The sequence below is a fragment of the Pseudomonas sp. FG-3G genome (assembly GCF_901007645.1).
GTDB lineage: Bacteria > Pseudomonadota > Gammaproteobacteria > Pseudomonadales > Pseudomonadaceae > Aquipseudomonas > Aquipseudomonas rhizophila.
Window position 1 is genome coordinate 392,478 of the sequence record NZ_CAAKGZ010000020.1, and the last position, 19,337, is coordinate 411,814.

General features: G+C 60.6%; 12 protein-coding genes and 2 pseudogenes. 7 read left to right on the top strand and 7 right to left on the bottom strand.

The features are described from left to right. Nucleotides 1-4 precede the first annotated feature (4 nt). Entirely contained in the window at nt 5-445 is a 441-nt protein-coding gene (locus PSEUDOMOFG3G_RS11460; RefSeq protein WP_076384471.1) for a carboxymuconolactone decarboxylase family protein, read from the top strand. 25 nt (nt 446-470) lie between these two features. Here PSEUDOMOFG3G_RS11460 and PSEUDOMOFG3G_RS11465 read toward each other — a convergent pair whose 3' ends face one another. Further along, nucleotides 471-6,083: a putative Ig domain-containing protein gene (locus PSEUDOMOFG3G_RS11465; RefSeq protein WP_139049982.1), complete on the bottom strand. Its 5,613-nt coding sequence runs from the start codon at nt 6,081-6,083 to the stop codon at nt 471-473. 393 nt (nt 6,084-6,476) lie between these two features. Here PSEUDOMOFG3G_RS11465 and PSEUDOMOFG3G_RS11470 point away from each other — a divergent pair, with 393 nt between their 5' ends. The 3 genes from PSEUDOMOFG3G_RS11470 to hemN all read left to right on the top strand — a co-directional run bounded on the left by PSEUDOMOFG3G_RS11470 (nt 6,477) and on the right by hemN (nt 9,781). Next, complete coding sequence (locus tag PSEUDOMOFG3G_RS11470) at nt 6,477-6,920, top strand: CopD family copper resistance protein (protein WP_047225813.1); 444 nt, start codon at nt 6,477-6,479, stop codon at nt 6,918-6,920. Nucleotides 6,921-7,016: 96 nt separating this feature from the next. After that, entirely contained in the window at nt 7,017-8,396 is a 1,380-nt protein-coding gene (locus tag PSEUDOMOFG3G_RS11475; protein WP_139049983.1) for a coproporphyrinogen III oxidase, read from the top strand. Beyond that, nucleotides 8,393-9,781, top strand: coding sequence for an oxygen-independent coproporphyrinogen III oxidase (hemN, locus tag PSEUDOMOFG3G_RS11480; RefSeq protein ID WP_139049984.1), 1,389 nt, complete (start codon nt 8,393-8,395; stop codon nt 9,779-9,781). Before PSEUDOMOFG3G_RS11475 ends, hemN begins: the two co-directional genes overlap by 4 nt. A gap of 75 nt (nt 9,782-9,856) precedes the next feature. On the opposite strand, the gene PSEUDOMOFG3G_RS11485 is transcribed toward hemN, so the two are convergent. From PSEUDOMOFG3G_RS11485 to PSEUDOMOFG3G_RS11505, 5 genes are all read right to left on the bottom strand, one after another. Further along, on the bottom strand, nt 9,857-12,514 hold the full coding sequence (locus PSEUDOMOFG3G_RS11485; protein ID WP_139049985.1) for an excinuclease ABC subunit UvrA: 2,658 nt from the start codon (nt 12,512-12,514) through the stop codon (nt 9,857-9,859). A gap of 295 nt (nt 12,515-12,809) precedes the next feature. Next, nucleotides 12,810-13,796: a phosphoribosyltransferase gene (locus PSEUDOMOFG3G_RS11490; RefSeq protein ID WP_257220721.1), complete on the bottom strand. Its 987-nt coding sequence runs from the start codon at nt 13,794-13,796 to the stop codon at nt 12,810-12,812. Between the two features lie 277 nt (nt 13,797-14,073). After that, nucleotides 14,074-14,427, bottom strand: a complete 354-nt coding sequence (locus PSEUDOMOFG3G_RS11495) for a DoxX family protein (protein WP_218939004.1) — start codon at nt 14,425-14,427, stop codon at nt 14,074-14,076. Between the two features lie 79 nt (nt 14,428-14,506). Continuing rightward, nucleotides 14,507-16,066 carry a GMC family oxidoreductase gene (locus PSEUDOMOFG3G_RS11500; RefSeq protein WP_257220722.1) on the bottom strand — a complete coding sequence of 520 codons (1,560 nt, stop codon included), beginning with the start codon at nt 16,064-16,066 and terminating at the stop codon, nt 14,507-14,509. Between the two features lie 369 nt (nt 16,067-16,435). Then, nucleotides 16,436-17,197 (bottom strand): alpha/beta hydrolase, encoded by a 762-nt coding sequence (locus tag PSEUDOMOFG3G_RS11505; RefSeq protein WP_047225817.1) that lies wholly within the window; start codon nt 17,195-17,197, stop codon nt 16,436-16,438. A 448-nt stretch (nt 17,198-17,645) separates the two neighbouring features. On the opposite strand from PSEUDOMOFG3G_RS11505, the gene PSEUDOMOFG3G_RS11510 reads away from it, so the two are divergent. After that, complete coding sequence (locus PSEUDOMOFG3G_RS11510; RefSeq protein ID WP_139049986.1) at nt 17,646-18,212, top strand: LuxR C-terminal-related transcriptional regulator; 567 nt, start codon at nt 17,646-17,648, stop codon at nt 18,210-18,212. A 51-nt stretch (nt 18,213-18,263) separates the two neighbouring features. Here PSEUDOMOFG3G_RS11510 and PSEUDOMOFG3G_RS11515 read toward each other — a convergent pair. Further along, nucleotides 18,264-18,455, bottom strand: a pseudogene (locus tag PSEUDOMOFG3G_RS11515) (Lrp/AsnC family transcriptional regulator); the annotation flags it as partial. A gap of 180 nt (nt 18,456-18,635) precedes the next feature. Here PSEUDOMOFG3G_RS11515 and PSEUDOMOFG3G_RS11520 point away from each other — a divergent pair. Together PSEUDOMOFG3G_RS11520 and PSEUDOMOFG3G_RS11525 are read left to right on the top strand one after the other, a co-directional pair. Next, nucleotides 18,636-18,728: pseudogene (locus tag PSEUDOMOFG3G_RS11520) on the top strand (1-aminocyclopropane-1-carboxylate deaminase); the annotation flags it as partial. Nucleotides 18,729-18,830: 102 nt separating this feature from the next. Next, nucleotides 18,831-19,295, top strand: coding sequence for a transketolase (locus PSEUDOMOFG3G_RS11525; protein WP_139050072.1), 465 nt, complete (start codon nt 18,831-18,833; stop codon nt 19,293-19,295). Nucleotides 19,296-19,337 lie beyond the last annotated feature (42 nt).

Sequence of the window (19,337 nt, forward strand, 5' to 3'; positions counted from 1 at the left end):
CGCCATGAGCCAGCGTCTGGATTACTACAGTGCGTCCCCAGGGGCGATGAAAGCCATGATTGGCCTTGAGGCGCTAAGCAGTCGCCTGAGTATAGAACCGGGATTGCTGCATCTGATCAAGATCCGTGCCTCGCAGCTTAACGGCTGTGCGTTTTGCACCGACATGCATTCGGTGGATGCGCGTCGCCTGGGTGAGAGCGAGCGGCGCCTGTTCGCCGTGGCGGTGTGGCGCGACAGTGGCTTTTTCACCCCCCGCGAACGCGCCGCCCTGGCCTGGACCGAGGCGGTAACGCTGTTGGCCGAAAGCCAGGTGCCGGATGAGGTCTTTGCCCAGGCCCGCGCCGTGTTCAGCGAGGAGGAACTGGTCGACCTCACGCTGGCGATCAGCACCATCAACAGCTGGAACCGGCTGGCGGTGAGTTTCCGCCAGAGTCCCGGTTCCTGATGGTTGATCGATCTGCCTGCTCCCGTCAGGCCGTGAAGTCGCTGGCATGCAGCTCCTTGACCCCCACCAGTTCGAATTCGAACTCGGCGCTGGCGTCGGCATTTACACTGCCGTAGAGGATGCCATCGGCAAAGCGCAGTTGACCGGTGGCATCGGCGCTAAAGGCATTGCTGCCAATGAATGTGAAGGTGTCGATCTCGGCGGTCAGCGGATTGGCGTCCAACCCGGTGAAGTCCAGTTGGTCGAACTCGGTGCTCTTGAAGCCGCTGATGACATCGCGTAACGCCCCGACGCCCATGTCCGACAGTGCTTCGAATGCGTATGTGTCTGCACCCGTACCGCCGCTCAGGCTGTCAGTGCCTGCGCCGCCGATCAACCGGTCATCGCCCGAGCCACCCACCAGCGTATCGTTGCCCGCCCCACCGTTGAGCACGTTGGCGCCGCTGTTACCCGTCAGGTTGTCGGCGTAGGCACTGCCGGTCAGGTTCTCGACATACTTGAAGGTGTCAAGGCCCGAACCCACGGTGTTCTGTTGCGCGGAGGTGGACAGGGTGGCCGTGACACCGGCCATGGCCCGTTCGAACGAGACCGTGTCATTTCCATCACGGCCGTCCAGCACGTTGTTGCCGGCCCCGGCAAACAGTATGTTGTCCAACGCATTACCGGTGCCATTGGCGGCGTCGGGGGTATCGATGTACAGGTTTTCGACGTTGTTGTTGAGGGTATAGGCCGTCAAGCTGCTGTGCACGCTGTCGATCCCGCCAGACACCGGGTTGCTGTTGGTCTCGATCACGGTATCGCCGGTGTTGTCGACATAGTAAGTGTCGTTGCCATCGCCCCCGCTCATGCTGTCGGCCCCGGCGGCGCCATCAAGCACGTTGTTGGCGGCGTTACCGGTGATGAAATTGCGCCGCTCATTGCCGGTGCCGTTGATGTCCGATACGCCGGTGAGCACCAGATTCTCCAGGTTATCGCCCAACGTCCAACTGACCGAGGCCTGCACCGTGTCGATCTGTGCGGTCGAGGTGTTGCTTTCCACCACGCTGTCGAACGCGTTGTCGACCACATAGATGTCGTTACCGTCGCCGCCGGTCAAGCTGTCGGCGCCCAGGTCTCCGTCCAGAGTGTCGTTGCCCGAGCTGCCCACCAGCGTATCTGCCTGGTCGGTACCGGAAATCATCCCGCCTTCGTTCTGGGCATCGTCGAATATGTCCTGCACGCTGTTGTTGTCATCAGGATTGCCCTGGAAACCCAGGTCATCGGCGATGTAATCGGCCAGGCGCTGGCCGACGATTTCCGCCGATTCCTCGTGCAAGTGCCAGACGTCGTCGGGATACACCAGTGGGTCGACTTCGTAGCGCAAGGGCAGATCGGTGTAGTCCACGGCCAGTTTCACGTCCGCGCGCTCGGCGGCGATGGCCTCCTGGGTGGCGCGGACATAACCGACACCTTCGACAATGTCGGCGATCTTTTCTTCCGAATAGCCACGGGCACGCGCCGCGTCCTGTTGGTAGTGCCCGGTCTCCATCAGGTACACGTTGAAACTGCCGAACTGGGCGTGCAGGTAATCAAACACGGCCAGCGTTGCGGTCTTGTAGGCCGCCGCCGCAGCTTCCTTGTCGGAGGCGCGGGCGATTTCCTGGGCCGCTTCCTCGCCTTGGCCCCAAACGATGCCCATGGTGACGTTGTCGATGGCCCTGAGCTCGGCAAGCTGATCCTGCAACAACGCCACGGCGCGCAACAGCGCAGGCCCCGGTTGGTTGGTGTCGGTCAGCCACCAGCACAACTTGAGCTCCTCGGCGCCCAGGGTCGACAGGCCATTGACCGTACTGCCACCCACCGCGATGTCGATGCCATTGCCGTCGGCATCCTCGAACTGACTGCGTACGTCATAAGGGGTGTACTTGCTCAGGTCATTGACCAGCATCGACGTACCGGACTGATCGTCGTCCTCGGTCATGCGCAGCAGGCGCGCATTGGACTGGCCGAGGGTCGGCAGGTAGAGGATGTCCTGCTGGGCGCGCTCGCCGAACACGAAGTCATCGGCGGTCAGGGTGTTGAGGTAGTTACCGCTGAGGGCGATTTCGAAGCGATTGCCGTCGGCGTCCGCTTCGCTGGATTTGATGTAGGTCTTGTCGCCGGCCGAGTTGAGGGTCATGTACAGCGTGCCGTTGCTGCCATTGCCGAGGCCGAGATAGCCCAGGCCGGAGACATCGATCTTGTCGACACCCACGGTGAAGTCATAGATCGTGTCCGTGGCCGTGACCCCGCCGGTGTCGTAGTCGCGGTAGCTGTCGAGCACGTTGGTGTAGCGGAAGGTGTCGGCACCGTCGCCACCGTACAACGCGTCGCGACCGGCGCCACCATCGACAATGTCCGCGCCAGTGCCGGCCCTGATCGTGTCGTTGCCGCCCAGGCCGAGGATCAAGTCCGCGCCCGCGGTGCCAGTGAGGGATTCGGCGTTGTTGGTTCCGGTGATGGTATTGGCCGGCGCATCGGCCACTGCCAGGGCGAAGCTGTCGCTCACCGAGGCACCTGACGGATCGGTGGCCTTGACCAGTACGTTGTAGTTGCCTGCCGCCGTGCTGGTGGGTGTGCCAGCGAAAGTCAGATTGCTGGCATTGAAGCTCAGCCAGGCGGGCAGGGCGCTGCCATCGGCCAAGGTGGCGGTGTAGGTCAGCACATCCTGATTGGCGTCGCTGAAGCTGTCGGAGGTCACGGTGTAGGTGAACGGCGTACTTTCGGTAGCGTTCTGGTCGAGCAGGGGGATAACCACCACGGGCGCCACATTGCTGGGGGTGTTCTCGTCGGCGAAGACGAAATGACTGGCGGTCAGGCTGCTGACCAGGTTACCCGCCAGCGACACTTCGAAACGGTTGCCGTTGGCATCGACCGTGAGGTCTTTGAGGTAGGTGCGGTTGGTCGAGCTGCTATAGGTCACCAGCAGCGTGCCGCCCTGGCCATTGCCCAGACCGGTATAGCCGAGGGCCGATACATCGATCTTGTCGGCGGCCACGTCGAAATCGAGGATCTGGTCACTGGCGCTGGTGGAACTGGTGCGGTAGCTGTCGAGTTTGGAGGTATAGCGAAACACGTCGGCACCCGCGCCGCCGGTGAGTTTGTCCACGCCAGTGCCGCCCACCAGAATGTCGTTGCCAGCCCCGCCATTGAGGGTGTCGTTACCGGCGCCGCCATACAGTTGTTCGTTGGCCGCGGTACCGGTCAACGTGTCGTTGTTCGGCGTGCCATTGATTACGATGGGCGCGGCGGGCACGTCCTGCACCGCCAGGGTGAAGCTGTCGCTGACGGTGGCGTTGCTGCCGTCGGTCGCCGTGACCTGTATGGAATACGTGCCTGATGCTGTATCACTTGGCGTGCCGCTGAATGTGCGGCTGGCGGCATCGAACACCAACCAGCCGGGCAGGGCGCTGCCGTTGGCGAGGGTGGCGGTATAGCTGAGGCTGTCGTTGTCCGGGTCGGTAAAACTGGTGGCCGGCACCACGTAGCTGAACGGAGTGTTTTCGGTCGCATTCTGATCCAGCAACGGCGTGGCCAACACCGGTGCCTGATTGGTGGGCGAGGCGGTGGCGAAGACAAAATTGGCGCTGGTCAATGTGTCGAGGTAGTTGCCCTCCAGCGCCACTTCGAAGCGGTTGCCATTGGCGTCGGCGGTCAGGGATTTGATGTAGGTCTTGGTCCCGGCGCTGTTGAGTACCACGTACACGGTGTCGTTCTTGCCGTCACCAAGGCCGGTGAAGCCCATGGCCGACAGATCGATCTTGTCGGCGCTGACATCGAAATCGGTGATCACATCGCCCAGGTTGACGCCGCCGGTGTTGTAGTTGCGGTAGCTGTCCAGACGGTTGGAAAACACAAAGGTATCGGCCCCGGTGCCACCGGTGAGGGTGTCCATGCCGGCCCCGCCGTCGAGCTTGTCGTCGCCCGCGCCACCACTGAGGCTGTCGTTGCCCGCCAGACCCAGCAGGGTGTCGGCCGAGTCACTGCCGATCAGCGAGTCACTGCCACTGGTGCCGGTGACCACCCGATTGAATATGAAGTTGCTGGCGGTCAGGGTACTGGTCAGGTTGCCCGACAGAATCAGCTCGAAGCGATTGCCGCTGGCGTCGGCATCGTAATCCTTGATGTAGGTGCGGTCGCTGCTGGCGCTGTAGCTGATCTGCAATGTGCCGCCACGGCCATTGCCCAGGCCGGTGAAGCCCAGGCCCGCGAGGTCGATCTTGTCCTGGGTAACGTCGAAATCAGTGATGGTGTCGTCGAAGCTGGTGGTGGCGTTGCGGTAACTGTCGGACTGGCTGGCGAAGCGAAACGTATCGGCGCCGGTGCCGCCAGTCAGTCTGTCGATGCCCGCGCCACCCACCAGGATGTCGTCTCCCGCGCCGCCATTGATGGTGTCATTGCCGGCACCGCCGTAGAAAATCTCGTTGGCGGCGCTGCCCAGCAAGGTGTCGTTGCCGGCGGTACCTTGCACGGTGGTCACCGGTACCGTGGCGCTGACATAGCTGCCGTCGCCATAGACCAGCGTCGCGCCCTTGCTGGTGTGACTGATGGTGTTGGCGATGATCGCATTACGGTCGGTGCCGTCTTCGTTGCGTTCGGCAACGCCGTAGGTCGACAGGTCGCTGCCACTGATGATGTTGCCCTGGATCAGGTTGTCGCTGCCGTTGAAGTAGCGGCCGGACACGCCCAGGGTGTCGTCGTAGGACTGGATGATGATTTCCGGTACCGGATTGCCCAGGGAGTTGTTGTTGAGGGTGTTGTCGATGACTTCAACGTGGTTGCTGCCATAGATGCGGATCCCGGCGCTGGCGTTGTCGTGGATGTCGACGCCGCTGACGGTGACGTCGCTGGACAGCTTGATCAGCACGCCTTCGCCGCCGTTGCCATACACCTCGCCGCCGGTGATGGTGATGTTGCTGGGGGAGGGGATGTTCTCGCTGCCGCGCTGCACCACGATGCCGTTGCCGCCGTTGTTGTAGGCAACGTTATTGGTGAGGGTGAAGTCGTGGGTGCTAGTGACGACGTTGAAACCGTGGCGGTCATTGTCGTAGGCGACGTTGTTTTCAAAGGTGCTGTCGCTGAGGAAGTCAGCAACAAAACCGTCCAGGCCGTTGCCGTGGGACACGCTGTTCTTGATGACCATGTTGACGGTCTGCTCGTGGGGGTCGAAGCCGTACCCGGAGCAATCCTTGATCTCGACGCTGTCGAGGGTGACGTTGGAGTCGTAGCCTTCTTCGCCGGGAATGTAGCCGTTGAACCAGCCGTCGATCTTGCCTGTGGTGTTGTCGCGGTTGCCGTCGATGGTGAGATGGCTGACGCCGAAATCGTGGGTTTCTTCACCGTAGGCCGAGCGGATGATGCCGGTGATCTTGGTGTCGGAGCCGTCGGCCACCTTGACGGTGGTTTCGCCCATGCCGTCGCCGTACAAATAGACGTTGCTCTTGAGCATCAGGCAACCGTCGGAGGGTTCCTCGCCGGCCGAAACGATGTAAGTCCCGGTCGGCATGTACACCTGCCCGCCGCCTGCGGCAGCCGCCGCATCAATGGCACTTTGTATTGCCGCCGTGTCGTCGGTGATGCCATCTCCTTTGGCGCCAAAATTTTGTACGTTGAAAATCATGAGCTTATCTCCGTATCGGGCTGGAACCACGGTAGAAGCCAATATTCCATCGGCGGCCACCGTGTTATGACCCGCAGGAGCGCAAAAGTTGTGACCGCATATCGGCAAAGCGTCAAAAAAACGAACGGGCTGATCAACGGTCGGAACGATTTCAGCAACAGATAACGTTCTGTTGACGCTTTTGGGGTTGCACAACCCTTGTGGGAGCGAGCCTGCTCGCGATAGCGGTGTGTCAGTCGATGGGATGCAAGCCGAACCGACGCTATCGCGAGCAGGCTCGCTCCCACAGGTGCGGTATCGGATTTCCTTGATTGGCATCAACCCCCAATCCGAAGCCGCGGGATAACCTCGACTAAACCATCGCCCGATGATTCAGGGGCGACCGAGGAGCTCATGAGCTATCCGCTGTTTCTGACATTGCACCTGTTTGCTGCGCTGGTTTTCATTGGCACGGTGTTCTTCGAGGTACTGTTCCTGGAGAGCATCCGCAAACAGCTGCCCGCCAAAGTCATGGTGCTGCTGGAACAGGGCATCAGCCGGCGTGCCCGGCAGTTGATGCCCTGGGTGTTGCTGACGCTGTTCGGTGCCGGCGCTGCCATGGTCTGGCTGCGGTACTGGCCGACGCTTTCCGCGCCATGGGAGTCTTCTTTCGGGTTGCTGCTGGGCCTGAAAATAGCCTTGGCGGGCAGCGTACTCGGGCATTTCCTCTGGGCCATGTGGCTGTTCAGAAGCGCCCGCATGAACGCCCGTTACGTGCAGATCATCCATACCAGCGTGTTCATTCATCTGCTGGCAATCGTGCTGTTGGCCAAGGGGATGTTCTACCTGACCTGGTGAGCGGTTGTGGGGCGTATGCAGGGCGCTTGATACAGGTCAAGGCGACCCATCGGGACAAGTCCGACACTGTGCCTGCGCAGCCATTCGGAGATTGTCATGTTCGACCTGTTCCACACCCCCGGCGATCGAGCCCCGCGCCGTACCCCGGCGGTGGCTGATGTCGATTGCCCGGTCGGTACGCGCAAATTCCATACGGGGGTTGGCTCGCTCGATCTGCTTCGGGAGTTGCGCGACAGCCGCCATAAACGACGGCCGCTGTCCCTGGCGGTGCATCTGCCTTCGCGCTTGCGTTTGTCATCGTGTTCGCCCCTGGCGAGCGTGTGCCGATGTGGCGAGATCGAGGGCTATCTGCAACACCTGAGCTATGAAATCGGATTGGTCGGTTGTCACTTGGGCGCAGGGCGTCGGGTCGAGGCGTTCTGCCTGACTGGCGGTACGCCGGTGATCGCCCATTTGCAGCGGCTGATGGATGACCTGCGCAAACGTTTCGAGTTCTGTGAATACGACAGCGCCGAACACAGCATCGAGGTCGACCTGCATCACACCGACTGGTCCACCATGGGGCTGATTCGCGACCAAGGGTTCACCCACGTCAGCATCGGTGTGCCAGACATTGGCCTGGACAGCGATTTGTCCGTGGATTGCTATCAGAACCCGGCACCGATTCATTCGCTGATCGATGCCGCGCGAACCTTCGGTTTCCGTTCCATCAACATCGATCTCGGTTATGGCCATGCCTGGCAAACGCCCCAAAGCTTCGCGCGCAAACTGGCCACGCTGATCGAACTGGAGCCCGACCGGCTGCATGTGTTCGACTACGCCCATGCGCCGTATCGCTATCGTTCGAAAAAACACCAAGCGGCGGTTGCCTTCAGCAGCCAGGCCGATACCGACACCATGCGCCAAATCTGTTGCGAGCAACTGACCGGGGCGGGGTATCACTACATCGGGCTGGGGCAGTTCGTCAGGGCAGACGATGATCTGGCCGTCGCCCAAGAGCACGGGCGCCTGCATCGCAATTGCCAGGGTTTCACCCGACGCGGTTGCTGTGACCACCTGGGTTTCGGCCTGTCGGCCATCACCCAGATCGAACACTTGTACGTGCAGAACACCGATGACCTGCTGGAGTACTGCCAGCAGCTGGACGCCGGGCAGTTGCCTGTGTGTCGCGGTTGGCGCTGTGAAGCGCAGGACCTGCTCAGGGCCGCGGTGACCGAGCAACTTGCCTGCGACCTGGAGCTGGATATCCCGGCCATGGAAGCGCGTTTCGGCGTGGTGTTGCGCGATTATTTCGCGTCCATCTGGCCGCAGCTGGAGGTATTGCGCAGCCAGGGTTTGATCGAATTGACCAGCCGTTTTATCGGCATCTTGCCCGCCGGGCGCCTGAGTGTGGATGCGATCTGCAATCTGTTCGATCCAGTTCCCGACGACGCAGGCACTTTGACCGGCCCCTTTGACAGGTTGACCCCATCATGAATGCTGTATCCGCTTTCAATCGCGCCCTGGTCGAGAAGTACGACCGTCCGGGGCCGCGCTACACCTCCTATCCGACGGCCCCGCAGTTCCATCAGGCCTTTGCCATGGATGAGTACCGCCAGGCCGCCGAGCTGAGCAACCAGGCCCCGGTGCCCAAGCCCTTGTCGGTCTACATCCATATTCCGTTCTGCCAGAGCCTTTGCTACTACTGCGCGTGCAACAAAATCATTACTCGCAAGACTCATCGCGCCGCTGAATACCTGACTTACCTCAAGCGTGAGATCGGCCTGCAGGCGGCGTTGTTCGACCGCTCGCGCAAACTGACGCAACTGCATCTGGGCGGTGGCACGCCGACCTATCTGACCCATGAGCAACTGGCCGATCTGATGGAGTGCCTGCACCAGGCGTTCGACATGGATGACAGTGACGCCCATGAGTTTTCCATCGAGGTTGATCCTCGGACCATCGATGCGCAACAGATCCAGGGGTTGCGCCAGCTGGGGTTCAATCGCCTGAGCTTCGGCGTCCAGGATTTCGATGCCCAGGTGCAGGCCGCGGTCAATCGGGTGCAGAGCGAGGCCCAGGTCGTCGAGTTGGTGGAGGCGGCCCGGCTGGCGCGTTTCAAGTCCGTCAGTGTCGATCTGATCTACGGCTTGCCGCTGCAAACCATCGCCAGTTTCGATGTGACCCTGAGCAAGATCATCGCCCTGCGTCCCGACCGGATCGCCGCCTACAGCTATGCGCATCTGCCGCAACGGGTGCGGGCGCAACGGATGATCCGACCCGAAGACATGCCGCCGCCGGAGCGCAAGCTGGAGTTGCTGGAACTGACCATCAATCGTCTGACCGAAGCCGGTTATGTCTACATCGGCATGGACCATTTCGCCTTGCCGGACGACGAGTTGGTGCGCGCTCGGGTCCAGGGCACGCTGCAACGCAACTTCCAGGGGTATTCCACCCATGCCGATTGCGATTTGATCGGCCTGGGTGTGTCTTCGATCGGTAAGGTCGGTGACAGCTATGGTCAGAACGTCAAGGAGCTTTCCCAGTACTACGCTCGCCTGGATCAAGGCCTGCTGCCGGTGCAGCGCGGCTATCGCCTGAGCGACGATGACCGGTTGCGCCGCGAGGTCATCAGCGAGTTGATGTGCCATGGACGGATCGATTTCACCCGGGTCCAGATCAGTCACGGTGTGGGTTTCAACGAGTACTTTGCCGATGCCCTGGTCCGGCTTCAGGAACTGGTGCGCGACGGACTGCTGGAGATCCACCCCGACTCGCTGGTGCTGCTGCCCCAGGGCCAATTGATGATGCGCAACGTGGCGATGGCTTTCGATGCGTACTTGGGCGTCGACCAGTCGGTCCAGTATTCGCGTACGGTTTGACGAGCGCTCCCGCTGGCTGCGCAGCCAGCGGGGATAACCCCCTCGCCGCAGGGCGTGCGCCAGGCAGGTTGCCCTTCAACCTCCAGGTTGCAGCACCCTGCCCAGAAAGGCCGCCGTTCGACTTTCCTGACATTCGGCGACCTTCGTCGGAGTCCCGCATGCCACGACTTTCCCGCCCTGGTTCCCAGCGCCCGGGCCGATGTCGATGACCCAATCACTCTGCGCCACCACGCGCATGTCATGCTCCACCACAACCACGCTGTGGCCTTCATCCACCAGGCGATTCAACTGCACCAGCAAGCGATCCACGTCCTGGGGATGCAAGCCGTTGGTTGGCTCATCCAGCACGTACAAAGTGGTGCCCCGGGCTTTGCGCTGCAGCTCGGTGGCCAGTTTGATGCGCTGGGCCTCGCCGCCGGACAGTTCCGTGGCCGGTTGGCCCAGGCGCAGATAACCCAACCCGATATCCTGCAGCACTTGCAGTGAGCGCTTCGCCGACGCCTGCTCGGCAAATACCTCAAGCGCCTGGTTCACGGTCAGTTGCAACACCTGAGCGATATTCAGCCCCTGCCAATTCACTTCAAGGGTCTGGGGGTTGTAGCGATCCCCGTGGCACGTGGGGCAGGGTGCATACACGCTGGGCATGAACAACAGCTCGACGCTGACGAAGCCCTCGCCCTCGCAGGTTTCGCAACGGCCTTTGGCGACATTGAAGGAGAACTGTCCCGCATCGAAACCCAGTTCCTGCGCCTGAGGCGTGGCGGCGAACAATTTACGTACGTGATCGAACAGCCCGGTGTAGGTGGCGAGGTTGGAGCGCGGGGTGCGGCCGATGGGTTTCTGGTCCACCTGGACCAGCCGCTTGACCGACTCGAGTCCGGCGGTGACGTGGCCACCGCTGGTTTGCAGCGGTTCATCTTCCAGGCTTTGTTCGTCGGCTTCGGCGTTGTGGCTGGCCTGGCCCAGATGGCCACCCACCAGGTCCAGCAGGGCCTGGCTGACGAGGCTGGATTTACCCGAGCCGGAAATGCCGGTCACGGCGCTGAAGCAACCCAAGGGAAAGGCGGCGCTGAGGTTGTCGAGATTGTTGCGGGTGATGCCTTCCAGGCGTAGCCAATCCTTGGGTGTTCGAGGCGTACGCCCCGCAGCGCTGTCCTGGGCAAACAGGTAGGCGCGGGTGCGTGACTCCGGCACCTGCCGCAGGCCCGCGGGTGGACCGCTGTAGAGGATTTTTCCGCCTTGTTCCCCCGCGTCGGGGCCGACGTCGATGAGCCAGTCGGCGCGGCGCATGGTGTCCAGGTCGTGTTCGACCACAAACACCGAATTACCCGAGGCCTTGAGGCGTTGCAGGGCCTGGAACAGCGCTTCGCTGTCGGCCGGGTGCAGGCCGGCGGAGGGTTCGTCCAGCACATAGATCACGCCGAACAACTGAGAGTTGAGCTGGGTTGCCAGGCGCAGGCGTTGCAGCTCGCCGGAGGACAGCGTCGGCGTGCTGCGTTCCAGGGCCAGGTAGCCGAGGCCCAGGTCGATCAGGGTGACGATGCGTTCCAGCAATTCAGTGGCGATGCGTTGGGCGGCCAGGCGTTTTTCCAGGGACAGATTGTGGGTATGGCGTGCATCAGGCCCACCGGCATGGGGATTCTCACCCCGGGCGGCGCGTTGCTCGCGGGCCTCGCGGGTTTGCTGGTGGGTGAGGGTTGTTCCCGGTTCCTCGGCTTGTGCCAGATAATCGGGGGCGGCAACGCCCTTGAGCACCTCGGCCAGTTCCAGCAACGGCAGGTGGGACAGTTCGGCGATGTCCAGGCCGGCAAAGGTCACCGTCAGTGCCTGGCGCTTGAGGCGTTTACCTTCGCACACCGGGCAAGGGCTGGCGCGCATGTATTGCGCCACGCGTTTGCGCATCTGGGCGCTTTGGGAGTGCATGAACGTGTGCAGCAGGTAGCGTCGGGCGCCGCTGAACGTGCCTTGATAGCTGGGCTCGAGTTTGCGCTTGAGGGCTGCGCGGGTCTGGGCCGGGGTGAGCCCGGCGTACACCGGGACAGTGGGGGTTTCTTCGGTGAAGAGAATCCAGTCACGCTGCTTTTTGGGCAGGTCGCGCCAAGGAACGTCGACGTCATAACCCAGGGTCACCAGGATGTCTCGCAGGTTCTGGCCCTGCCAGGCCATGGGCCAGGCCGCCACGGCGCGTTCGCGGATGGTCAACGAAGGGTCCGGCACCATGGACGCTTCGGTCACTTCATAGACCCGGCCCAGGCCGTGGCACTGCTGGCAGGCGCCCTGGGGCGTGTTGGGCGAGAAATCCTCGGCGTACAGCATCGGTTGGTCGGCCGGGTAGCTACCCGCTCGGGAGTAGAGCATGCGGATCAGGCTCGACAAGGTGGTGACGCTGCCCACCGAGGATCGCGCGCTGGGCGTGCCGCGCTGCTGTTGCAAGGCCACCGCTGGCGGCAGACCTTCGATACTGTCCACGTCCGGCACGCCCACCTGGTCGATCAGGCGCCGGGCATAAGGCGCGACTGACTCGAAATAACGGCGCTGGGCTTCGGCATACAGCGTGGAAAAGGCCAGCGACGACTTGCCCGACCCCGACACGCCAGTGAATACCACCAGGGCATCGCGAGGGATGTCGACGTCGACATTCTTGAGGTTGTGCTCGCGGGCGCCACGCACCCGGACGAAACCGGTGTCTTCAGGCAATGGCGAAGCGGAGGCGGGACCGGAGCGTGGGGGCATGGAGCGTTCCTTGTGTGCGTCTGTTCAACGCGTGGAGGCTTTCTGGCGAAACGGCGTCACTCGGAGAGTGGAACCTGAGTCACAGCACTGATATTTATGCGACCGGGTTCGTCGATTCTCGTGCAATAAAATTTTTCTCCGAAGCGAAGAGATGAGAAAAGCTTCGCAATTGTCATGGAAACGGACCCCGGATGCCTCGATCAAAGCTGTTCACTGCTCTGTTTGTTGCGCTGCTGTGGATGATAACCAGCGTGGCCCGCAATGATAACCAGCGGCGTGTTCGCCATTTTCGCGTTCAGGATGGCGCCCCAGGCGTACCGTGTTTCCAATCTGCCGCGCCGATCAATCTTCCCCGGCCGCACCCGGCATCCCACCAGATGACCCGCAGCAAAGGCGCTTGCTGCGCGATCAGGATCGCTTGTGTCGGGTCGCTTTCAACGAAGTGCGTGCACCCCAACTGTACGCATGCCCGGGCTTTGTAGAGGGCAACCTGTTCTGGGCTGTCGTTGCTCGAGCGGGTATCTCTCATGATCAGCGGTGTCCCGCCATGGCCGTGCTGGCTTAGCCAGGCTTGAGTACGAACGCGATCCATCTCCGGGCGCCCGGTGATAATCGCCTTCACCCGCCCCAGAGGTGGCAGTTGCTTGAAGGGCTCGAGGCGGTCGCGTTCGCCAAGCGCCGCACTCAAGTCCGCCGCATAACGTTGGAGCGGGATATCTGGAAGCAGTATTCCGTCGAGGTCGATGGCGTACACGTCGTAATCATGGTCATGGGCCATACTGCCGGTACGCCCGCCACCGGTGTCGATCCAGCGATCGCGATAGGCGCAGGTAAGGGCTTGGCGCTCCCAAGGGAACTGCAAGAAATACCCTCGCCCGTCCAGCCCGTAATCGGGGCGTATACCGCTTAGGTCGTCAAAGCCGACAGTGAAAACCCTCACGATCAATCCCCTGCGCTGCAAGAATGCCAGGCAGTCCTTCAGGGTGTGCCCGGTGCCAGCGATGTCTTCACAGAGCAACACCTTGCTGCCTGGAGGAGGAAGGGGGATCGACGAGTCCCAAATCACGCTCCGATCGACCCGGTAATAGCGCAAAAAGGCCGGTTCAACGCCCGTGGCATGCGAGACCATCAGCGCTAAGGGGCCTCCACCTCGCAATATACCGATGATACTACTGAACGCCTCTTCGAGAAGCGTAGGCTGTATCGACGCGACCAAGCGATCCATCTGCTCATACGAGATAGGCAGCACGGGTTTGAGCACGTGCGATTTCTGGACAGACACTGTTTTATCCGGTGATGAAAGCGAGTCGTTCGGTGGGTGCTTGATGGCCCTACGGAGCCGTGACAGGGCTATGGGGTTGGCACAGGGTTCGATGTCCAGTCGTTTGACTCACCACCGTCGGCGTCTATTAAGGAAAGTCTGAAGGACAGATCGCGATATTCGCCCTTTGCTTTCAACCAACGGCAGCAGAGAACGGACGGCATCGCTGCGCAGGTAAAGCGAAGCCCAGGCCGCAATGCCCAACATCCCACTGATGATCTGCGAGGCGGAGCCCAATTCACCCAGGCGCAAATGGGTGCAAATGGCACCACCCAGGAATCCTGTCACCAGTATTGCGCCCAACACGGCGGTTCTCCGGAATCATGTAGAGCACGGTGCAAACCAGGATGATGCTGCCAATGACAGAGGAGAGGTGATCGGGGAATCCGGTCAGCTCCATGTTTTTTGCGAGGACTTGGGGCGCGAAAATATTCACACCGGCGTCGACAAGTAATGCCAACACCACCAGAGCGCCCAGGACTCTGCCCGTCCAGTGCGCGACGCTGGTTTTTTTCTGCATATCTGAAATCATGATTATGACCGTGGTAAAACTCATTGGGTGGGTTGACGCACACGCGTTTAATTCAAGCAAGGCCCGGTTCTCCCGCAGGGTTCGGCGCAGCCCTCGGCGAGTGGCCGGCTCGAACACAGTCAGCGGCGCCTGCTGACGCTCAAAGCTCGTAAGTGGACCGTATAGCCTCCACGGCCCGCTCACCGATCACGACGCACGGAGCCATCGTGTTGCCGCTCGTGACATGCGGCATGATGGAGGCATCGGCAATGCGCAGGCCCTGGACTCCATAGACCCGCAGTTGACCATCGACCACGGACATCGCGTCCTGGCCCATTTTTGCCGTACCGCATTGGTGCCAGTAAGTAACGGCAGCGTTGCGAGCGTAATGTTCGAGCGATTGGGTGTTGAGTTTTCCAGGCAGGCTTTCACGTTTGACCAAGCCCTTGAAGGGCGCCTGCGCGCCCAGTTCCTGGACAAATCGGATGTTTTCCAGCGCGTTGCGCCGGTCGGTCGGATGCGACAGCGTGTTGGGTTCAATGATGGGGGCATCAGTCACATTCGGGCCGCTGAGCTTGACCCGGCCGCGACTTTCCGGATGGGCAAGGCCTGCGAACATTGTCCAACCATGTGCGGGAACGCCGAGTGAGGCGTTCTCTGCGCTGGGCACTGGAAATTCAACTTGGCAGTGGAACATATCGGGGAGATGCAAAGCGCTTTCGCTGCTCCAGTAGAGCGTCGCCTCCGAGCCGCCGTAACCCACCGGTTGTGGAGCCGCGTATTCGAAAATAACGGCAAAGGACACGTGGTCCTGATGATTGGCGCCAACGCCGGGGAGATGCTGGACGAGCGGAATACCATGGCGCTGTAGTTCCTCCTCCGGCCCCACGCCTGATTGCATCAGGACCTTGGGCGTGTTGACCGCCCCCAACGAAAGAATGACTTCGTGATCGGCGTAAAAGCACTCGATCTGCCCATCTTTTATGGTTTGTACGCCGATGGCGCGTTGGTCCCTGAAGAGCACGCGACTGACAAGCGTATCAGTCAGGACCGTGAGGTTGGGCTGACCACAGCGTGGAGCGACGTAGGCGCGGTAAATGGAATTACGCCGGCCGTCCTTGACGATGAGGTCGTTCAAGGCTGCACCTCCGCGGCCTTCCATCATGGCGCCGTTCGGGTTCTCGAAAGCCGGTATACCCATGCCGGCAGCCGCACTGATCATGGCGTTGGCAATCGGTTGGGCGTCTCGCACAGGCGCGACATGAACCGGTCCGCCCTTGCCGCGACGCACCGGATCGCAGGTGCCCTGATAGTCTTCCACGCGTTGATAAATTTTCAGGACCGACGCGTAGTTCCACGCCGGGTCGCCACTGAGTGCGGCGAAGTCTTCCCAGTCGTTTTTATGGCCGCGGGCCCACAGCATGACATTGACGCTGGACCCGCCCCCCAAGCCGCGGCCCATATTCAATGGGATTTTCCGGTCGTTGAGATGAGGGTTCGCGGCGCCCACGAAGTTCCAGTCGCGCTCGGTGCCCAGGTTAAGCGGCCAGTTCCCCGGTTCCAGCACGTGGGGGTGGTCATCGCTGCCTCCCGCCTCGATGAGCAACACGTCCACCTCGGGATTCTCGGCCAGTCGTCCGGCCACGACGGAGCCGGCGGTTCCCGCGCCACAGACGATGAAATCGAAATGGCGTTTATTCCGCGCGCAATTCATAGGCATGAGCGAGGTTCCTTGGTCGGGGTGGTATCGCTCGCCAGGTTCAAGCGTAGATCGAGGTGCAAAATCATTGCTGGGGAGAACATGCGGTAAATCTCGCTAGGGTATTGATAGGGGAAGCCGGGCACGATGACGGGTCCATCGACTGCCGTTTTGTTTGCTGGGCAATGAGTGACGGCAGGGGGGCAAAAGGTTCCAACGGATGTTTGCCGTCGGCTGGGTAGCAGGAGGCGAAGCTCAATCTCGCCAGATGTGACGACCGTTGCGAGGGAAGTGCGTTGCGTCCGAGCTTCCGCCAACTTGTCCTGAGACCGGTGGCAATCCATCCTGACGCAGCACTTCCCTCGATCCCGGCGCAGAAGAGGCCTGAAATTATTGGCTCTTCTGAACAGCCTGGATGATGACTTTTGCAACATCTGCCGGGCGTGACTGTTGCGGCACGTGGCTGGCGTCGATTTCGGTGACCTTGGCACCGATCTTCTTGGCGAAAGCTCGCTGCAGATCAGGCTGGATCATCCGGTCTTCCTTGGCCACGACGTACCAGGATGGCTTGCCTTTCCAGGCGGCGGCGCTGGTTTTGTCATCGAATGCCGAGGCGCGGATCGGCCCTTGCGTCGCGGCCATTACCGCGGTTTGCTCTGCGGAAAGATCCTGGGCAAAACCGGTGGCCATGCCCTCGGCGGTCATGTACAAGAAACCGTTTTTGTCGGCGGCGATGTCTTTCACGCCGGACGGGGCAGGGTAGTCCTTGCCCAGGTCTTTACTGGCTTGACCGGCATCCGGAGCGAACGCGGCGACGTACACCAGGCTGCGTACTTTCTTGTCGGTGCCAGCCTCGCTGATGACGGTACCGCCCCAGGAGTGGCCGACCAATACGACATCGTTCTCCTGGTTGTTCAGGACACGTTGCGTGGCGGCGACATCGTCAGCCAGCGAGGTCAGCGGGTTTTGTACCACGGTGACCTTGATGCCTTCCGCCTGCAGCAGCGGGACGACCTTGCCCCAATCTGATCCGTCGGCGAAAGCGCCATGGACGATGACGACAGAAGGTTGCTGCGCCGCGGCATGGACCGCGCCGCCGAACAATGAACAGGTCATGGCGAGTGTGAGGGCAAGGGCCTTGGGTTTGAACATGATGCGATCTCCTGTGTGGGGTGAGCGCAGTTTCAGCAATACTCGACGGCTGAGGTATCGGTCATTTATCCGAGGCCGTGAATAATGTTCAATCGAATGCCCGGAGGAAACGACATGTCGGCAGGTGGCGCGGCTGCGACCCTCAAAGCCCTGACGCTGGGGTGGATTGGAGGCTAAGTCGAATAAGTCTTTTGTTTCAATCGCTTGGCAGCATCGTTGGTTTCGGCAGGTTCACTTGCGCACGGGTGGAAAAAATCCTGGGTAGGCACCAAGTTATTTTTATTGCGTAGTTTCTAATTTATTTGCAATAAAATTCGTTTTTATGATTGAAAGCACAACATTATTTCGTGTTTTATTGAAAAGATGCAACACGATTTCTATTAAGCCTACCTAAGATTAAGCAGCGGACCTGTCGAACAAGCTTGAATAAAATAACCAGGAGCTGAGCATGATGGACCTGAACGGTTTTAGTTGCCTGTCAAGCAATGCCGAGAGCCACGTCATGGCGGCTCATCATGTCTGGCTCATTCCTGGAGCACTTCCAGACGACGGTTTTGAAAAGAACGCGGGGGTGCCTCATTGGACATCGCGCGCCTGTGGCCAGGCTGTTGGGTGCTCGTTGGCAGCTCAGGGGGCGGTGCAGTCTTATGAGCGGCTCGATGGCCGCGGCTACGTCCGCGGCTTCGAAGGTGATGCAGTGCAGGTCCGCTATCGGCTGCGGGTTGCAACACTGACCTTGCAAGCATTGCGCAGTCAGCCACCACGGCAACCCGGCTTGAGCGAGAAGGGCAGGCGCGCCATGGCCGTCTCCAGAGCAAGCAGCAGCCCACTCTCCGAACGTGAAACACAAATCTTGCGCTGCATCAGTGAGGGCGGCAGCAACAAGGAAGTGGCGCGTCAGCTTGGCATCAGCCCGAGTACGGTGCGCATTCACGTCGAAAGCATGTTCCGCAAACTGCAATGCACCACTCGCGCAGCGGCCACACTCAAGGCGCTGAGCCTGGGGTTGATCTGATTCAGAGCGCAATAGGCAGCGTCGACAGCAGCTAGCGCGGCCCCATGAATTGTCCAACCGCGCGACGATGCCCCTGATCAGCCCTGCCTGCCTGAGCCGTTCGACATGTCTCAGGCACGCCGGGGCGCTCAATTTCACTGTGCCGGTCAATGCAACGCTGGAGATGGATGCATCGCGCTGCAAGGGTTTGAGAATTGCGCGGTCAGTGCGATCAGGCTGCACGGGGCAGGGCACGGGAGGCATCAGGTTTTCGTTGTTTGTTTATTGTGTGAGTGATGGCTGTGGAGCAATAACAAAACGAAAATACTGGTTAGATCGAAATAATGTTTTTTAATCGGCGAGTAACTTGCAACACATATTTTAGATTTTTTTCTTACTATTTATTCATCGAAGTCACTGCGCGCGTTTGGATATCCAACTCGTAGCGAGTTCCCTGAGGGGGCAAAAGTGCTTTACGCACATTTGGGTGGAGCGCCTGCCCTCAATGCCTATAGTTTCATGTTCCGTAACGGTTGAGATGTATCGGCGCACGACAAATTGGGGAGCGAATCTGGCGACAGGTTCGCTCTCCAGGATCAGGTCGTGCAAATGGGTGCAGATTATCGGGGAGTGAGTGCAATGGATGCGATGTCGCAAGCAGCAGCCTGGATCAAGGAGCCTTCGGCGGATGTCGGGGTGGTTATTGTCATCAGCGCGTCGTTACCCAAATACATCATTGATCAGGTGCACGTCGCAATAGACGACTGGGACCAGGTTGCGTATCTGGCGGTCCAGCGTCCGGCAGAGTTGATGCTCGACTGGCTGCAGTCAGGGGCGAAGCCGATGCAGTCGGTAACAACTTCTCGCTGTCAGGCCAAGCAGCTACTCAGTCCAGTGTGTCCAAATTGCTTTTTGTTGGATGTCGAAGTCGAAGCAGTCCCAAGCCTCGCCTGGCTGGGGTCGGTCTGTGGTCACAAGCTGCGAGTCCTTGAGTTGAGCATCGACGGACCGTCCAGCACGGACATGGACCAACAGGTCGAGCGGATTCTGTCGGCAGCTCAAACCCTGGCCCGGTGCCTGCTGCAAGAGCGATGCGTGCTCTAGCCTAGGGCGTCATCGGTACGCCTTCGAAACACTCCCTGAACC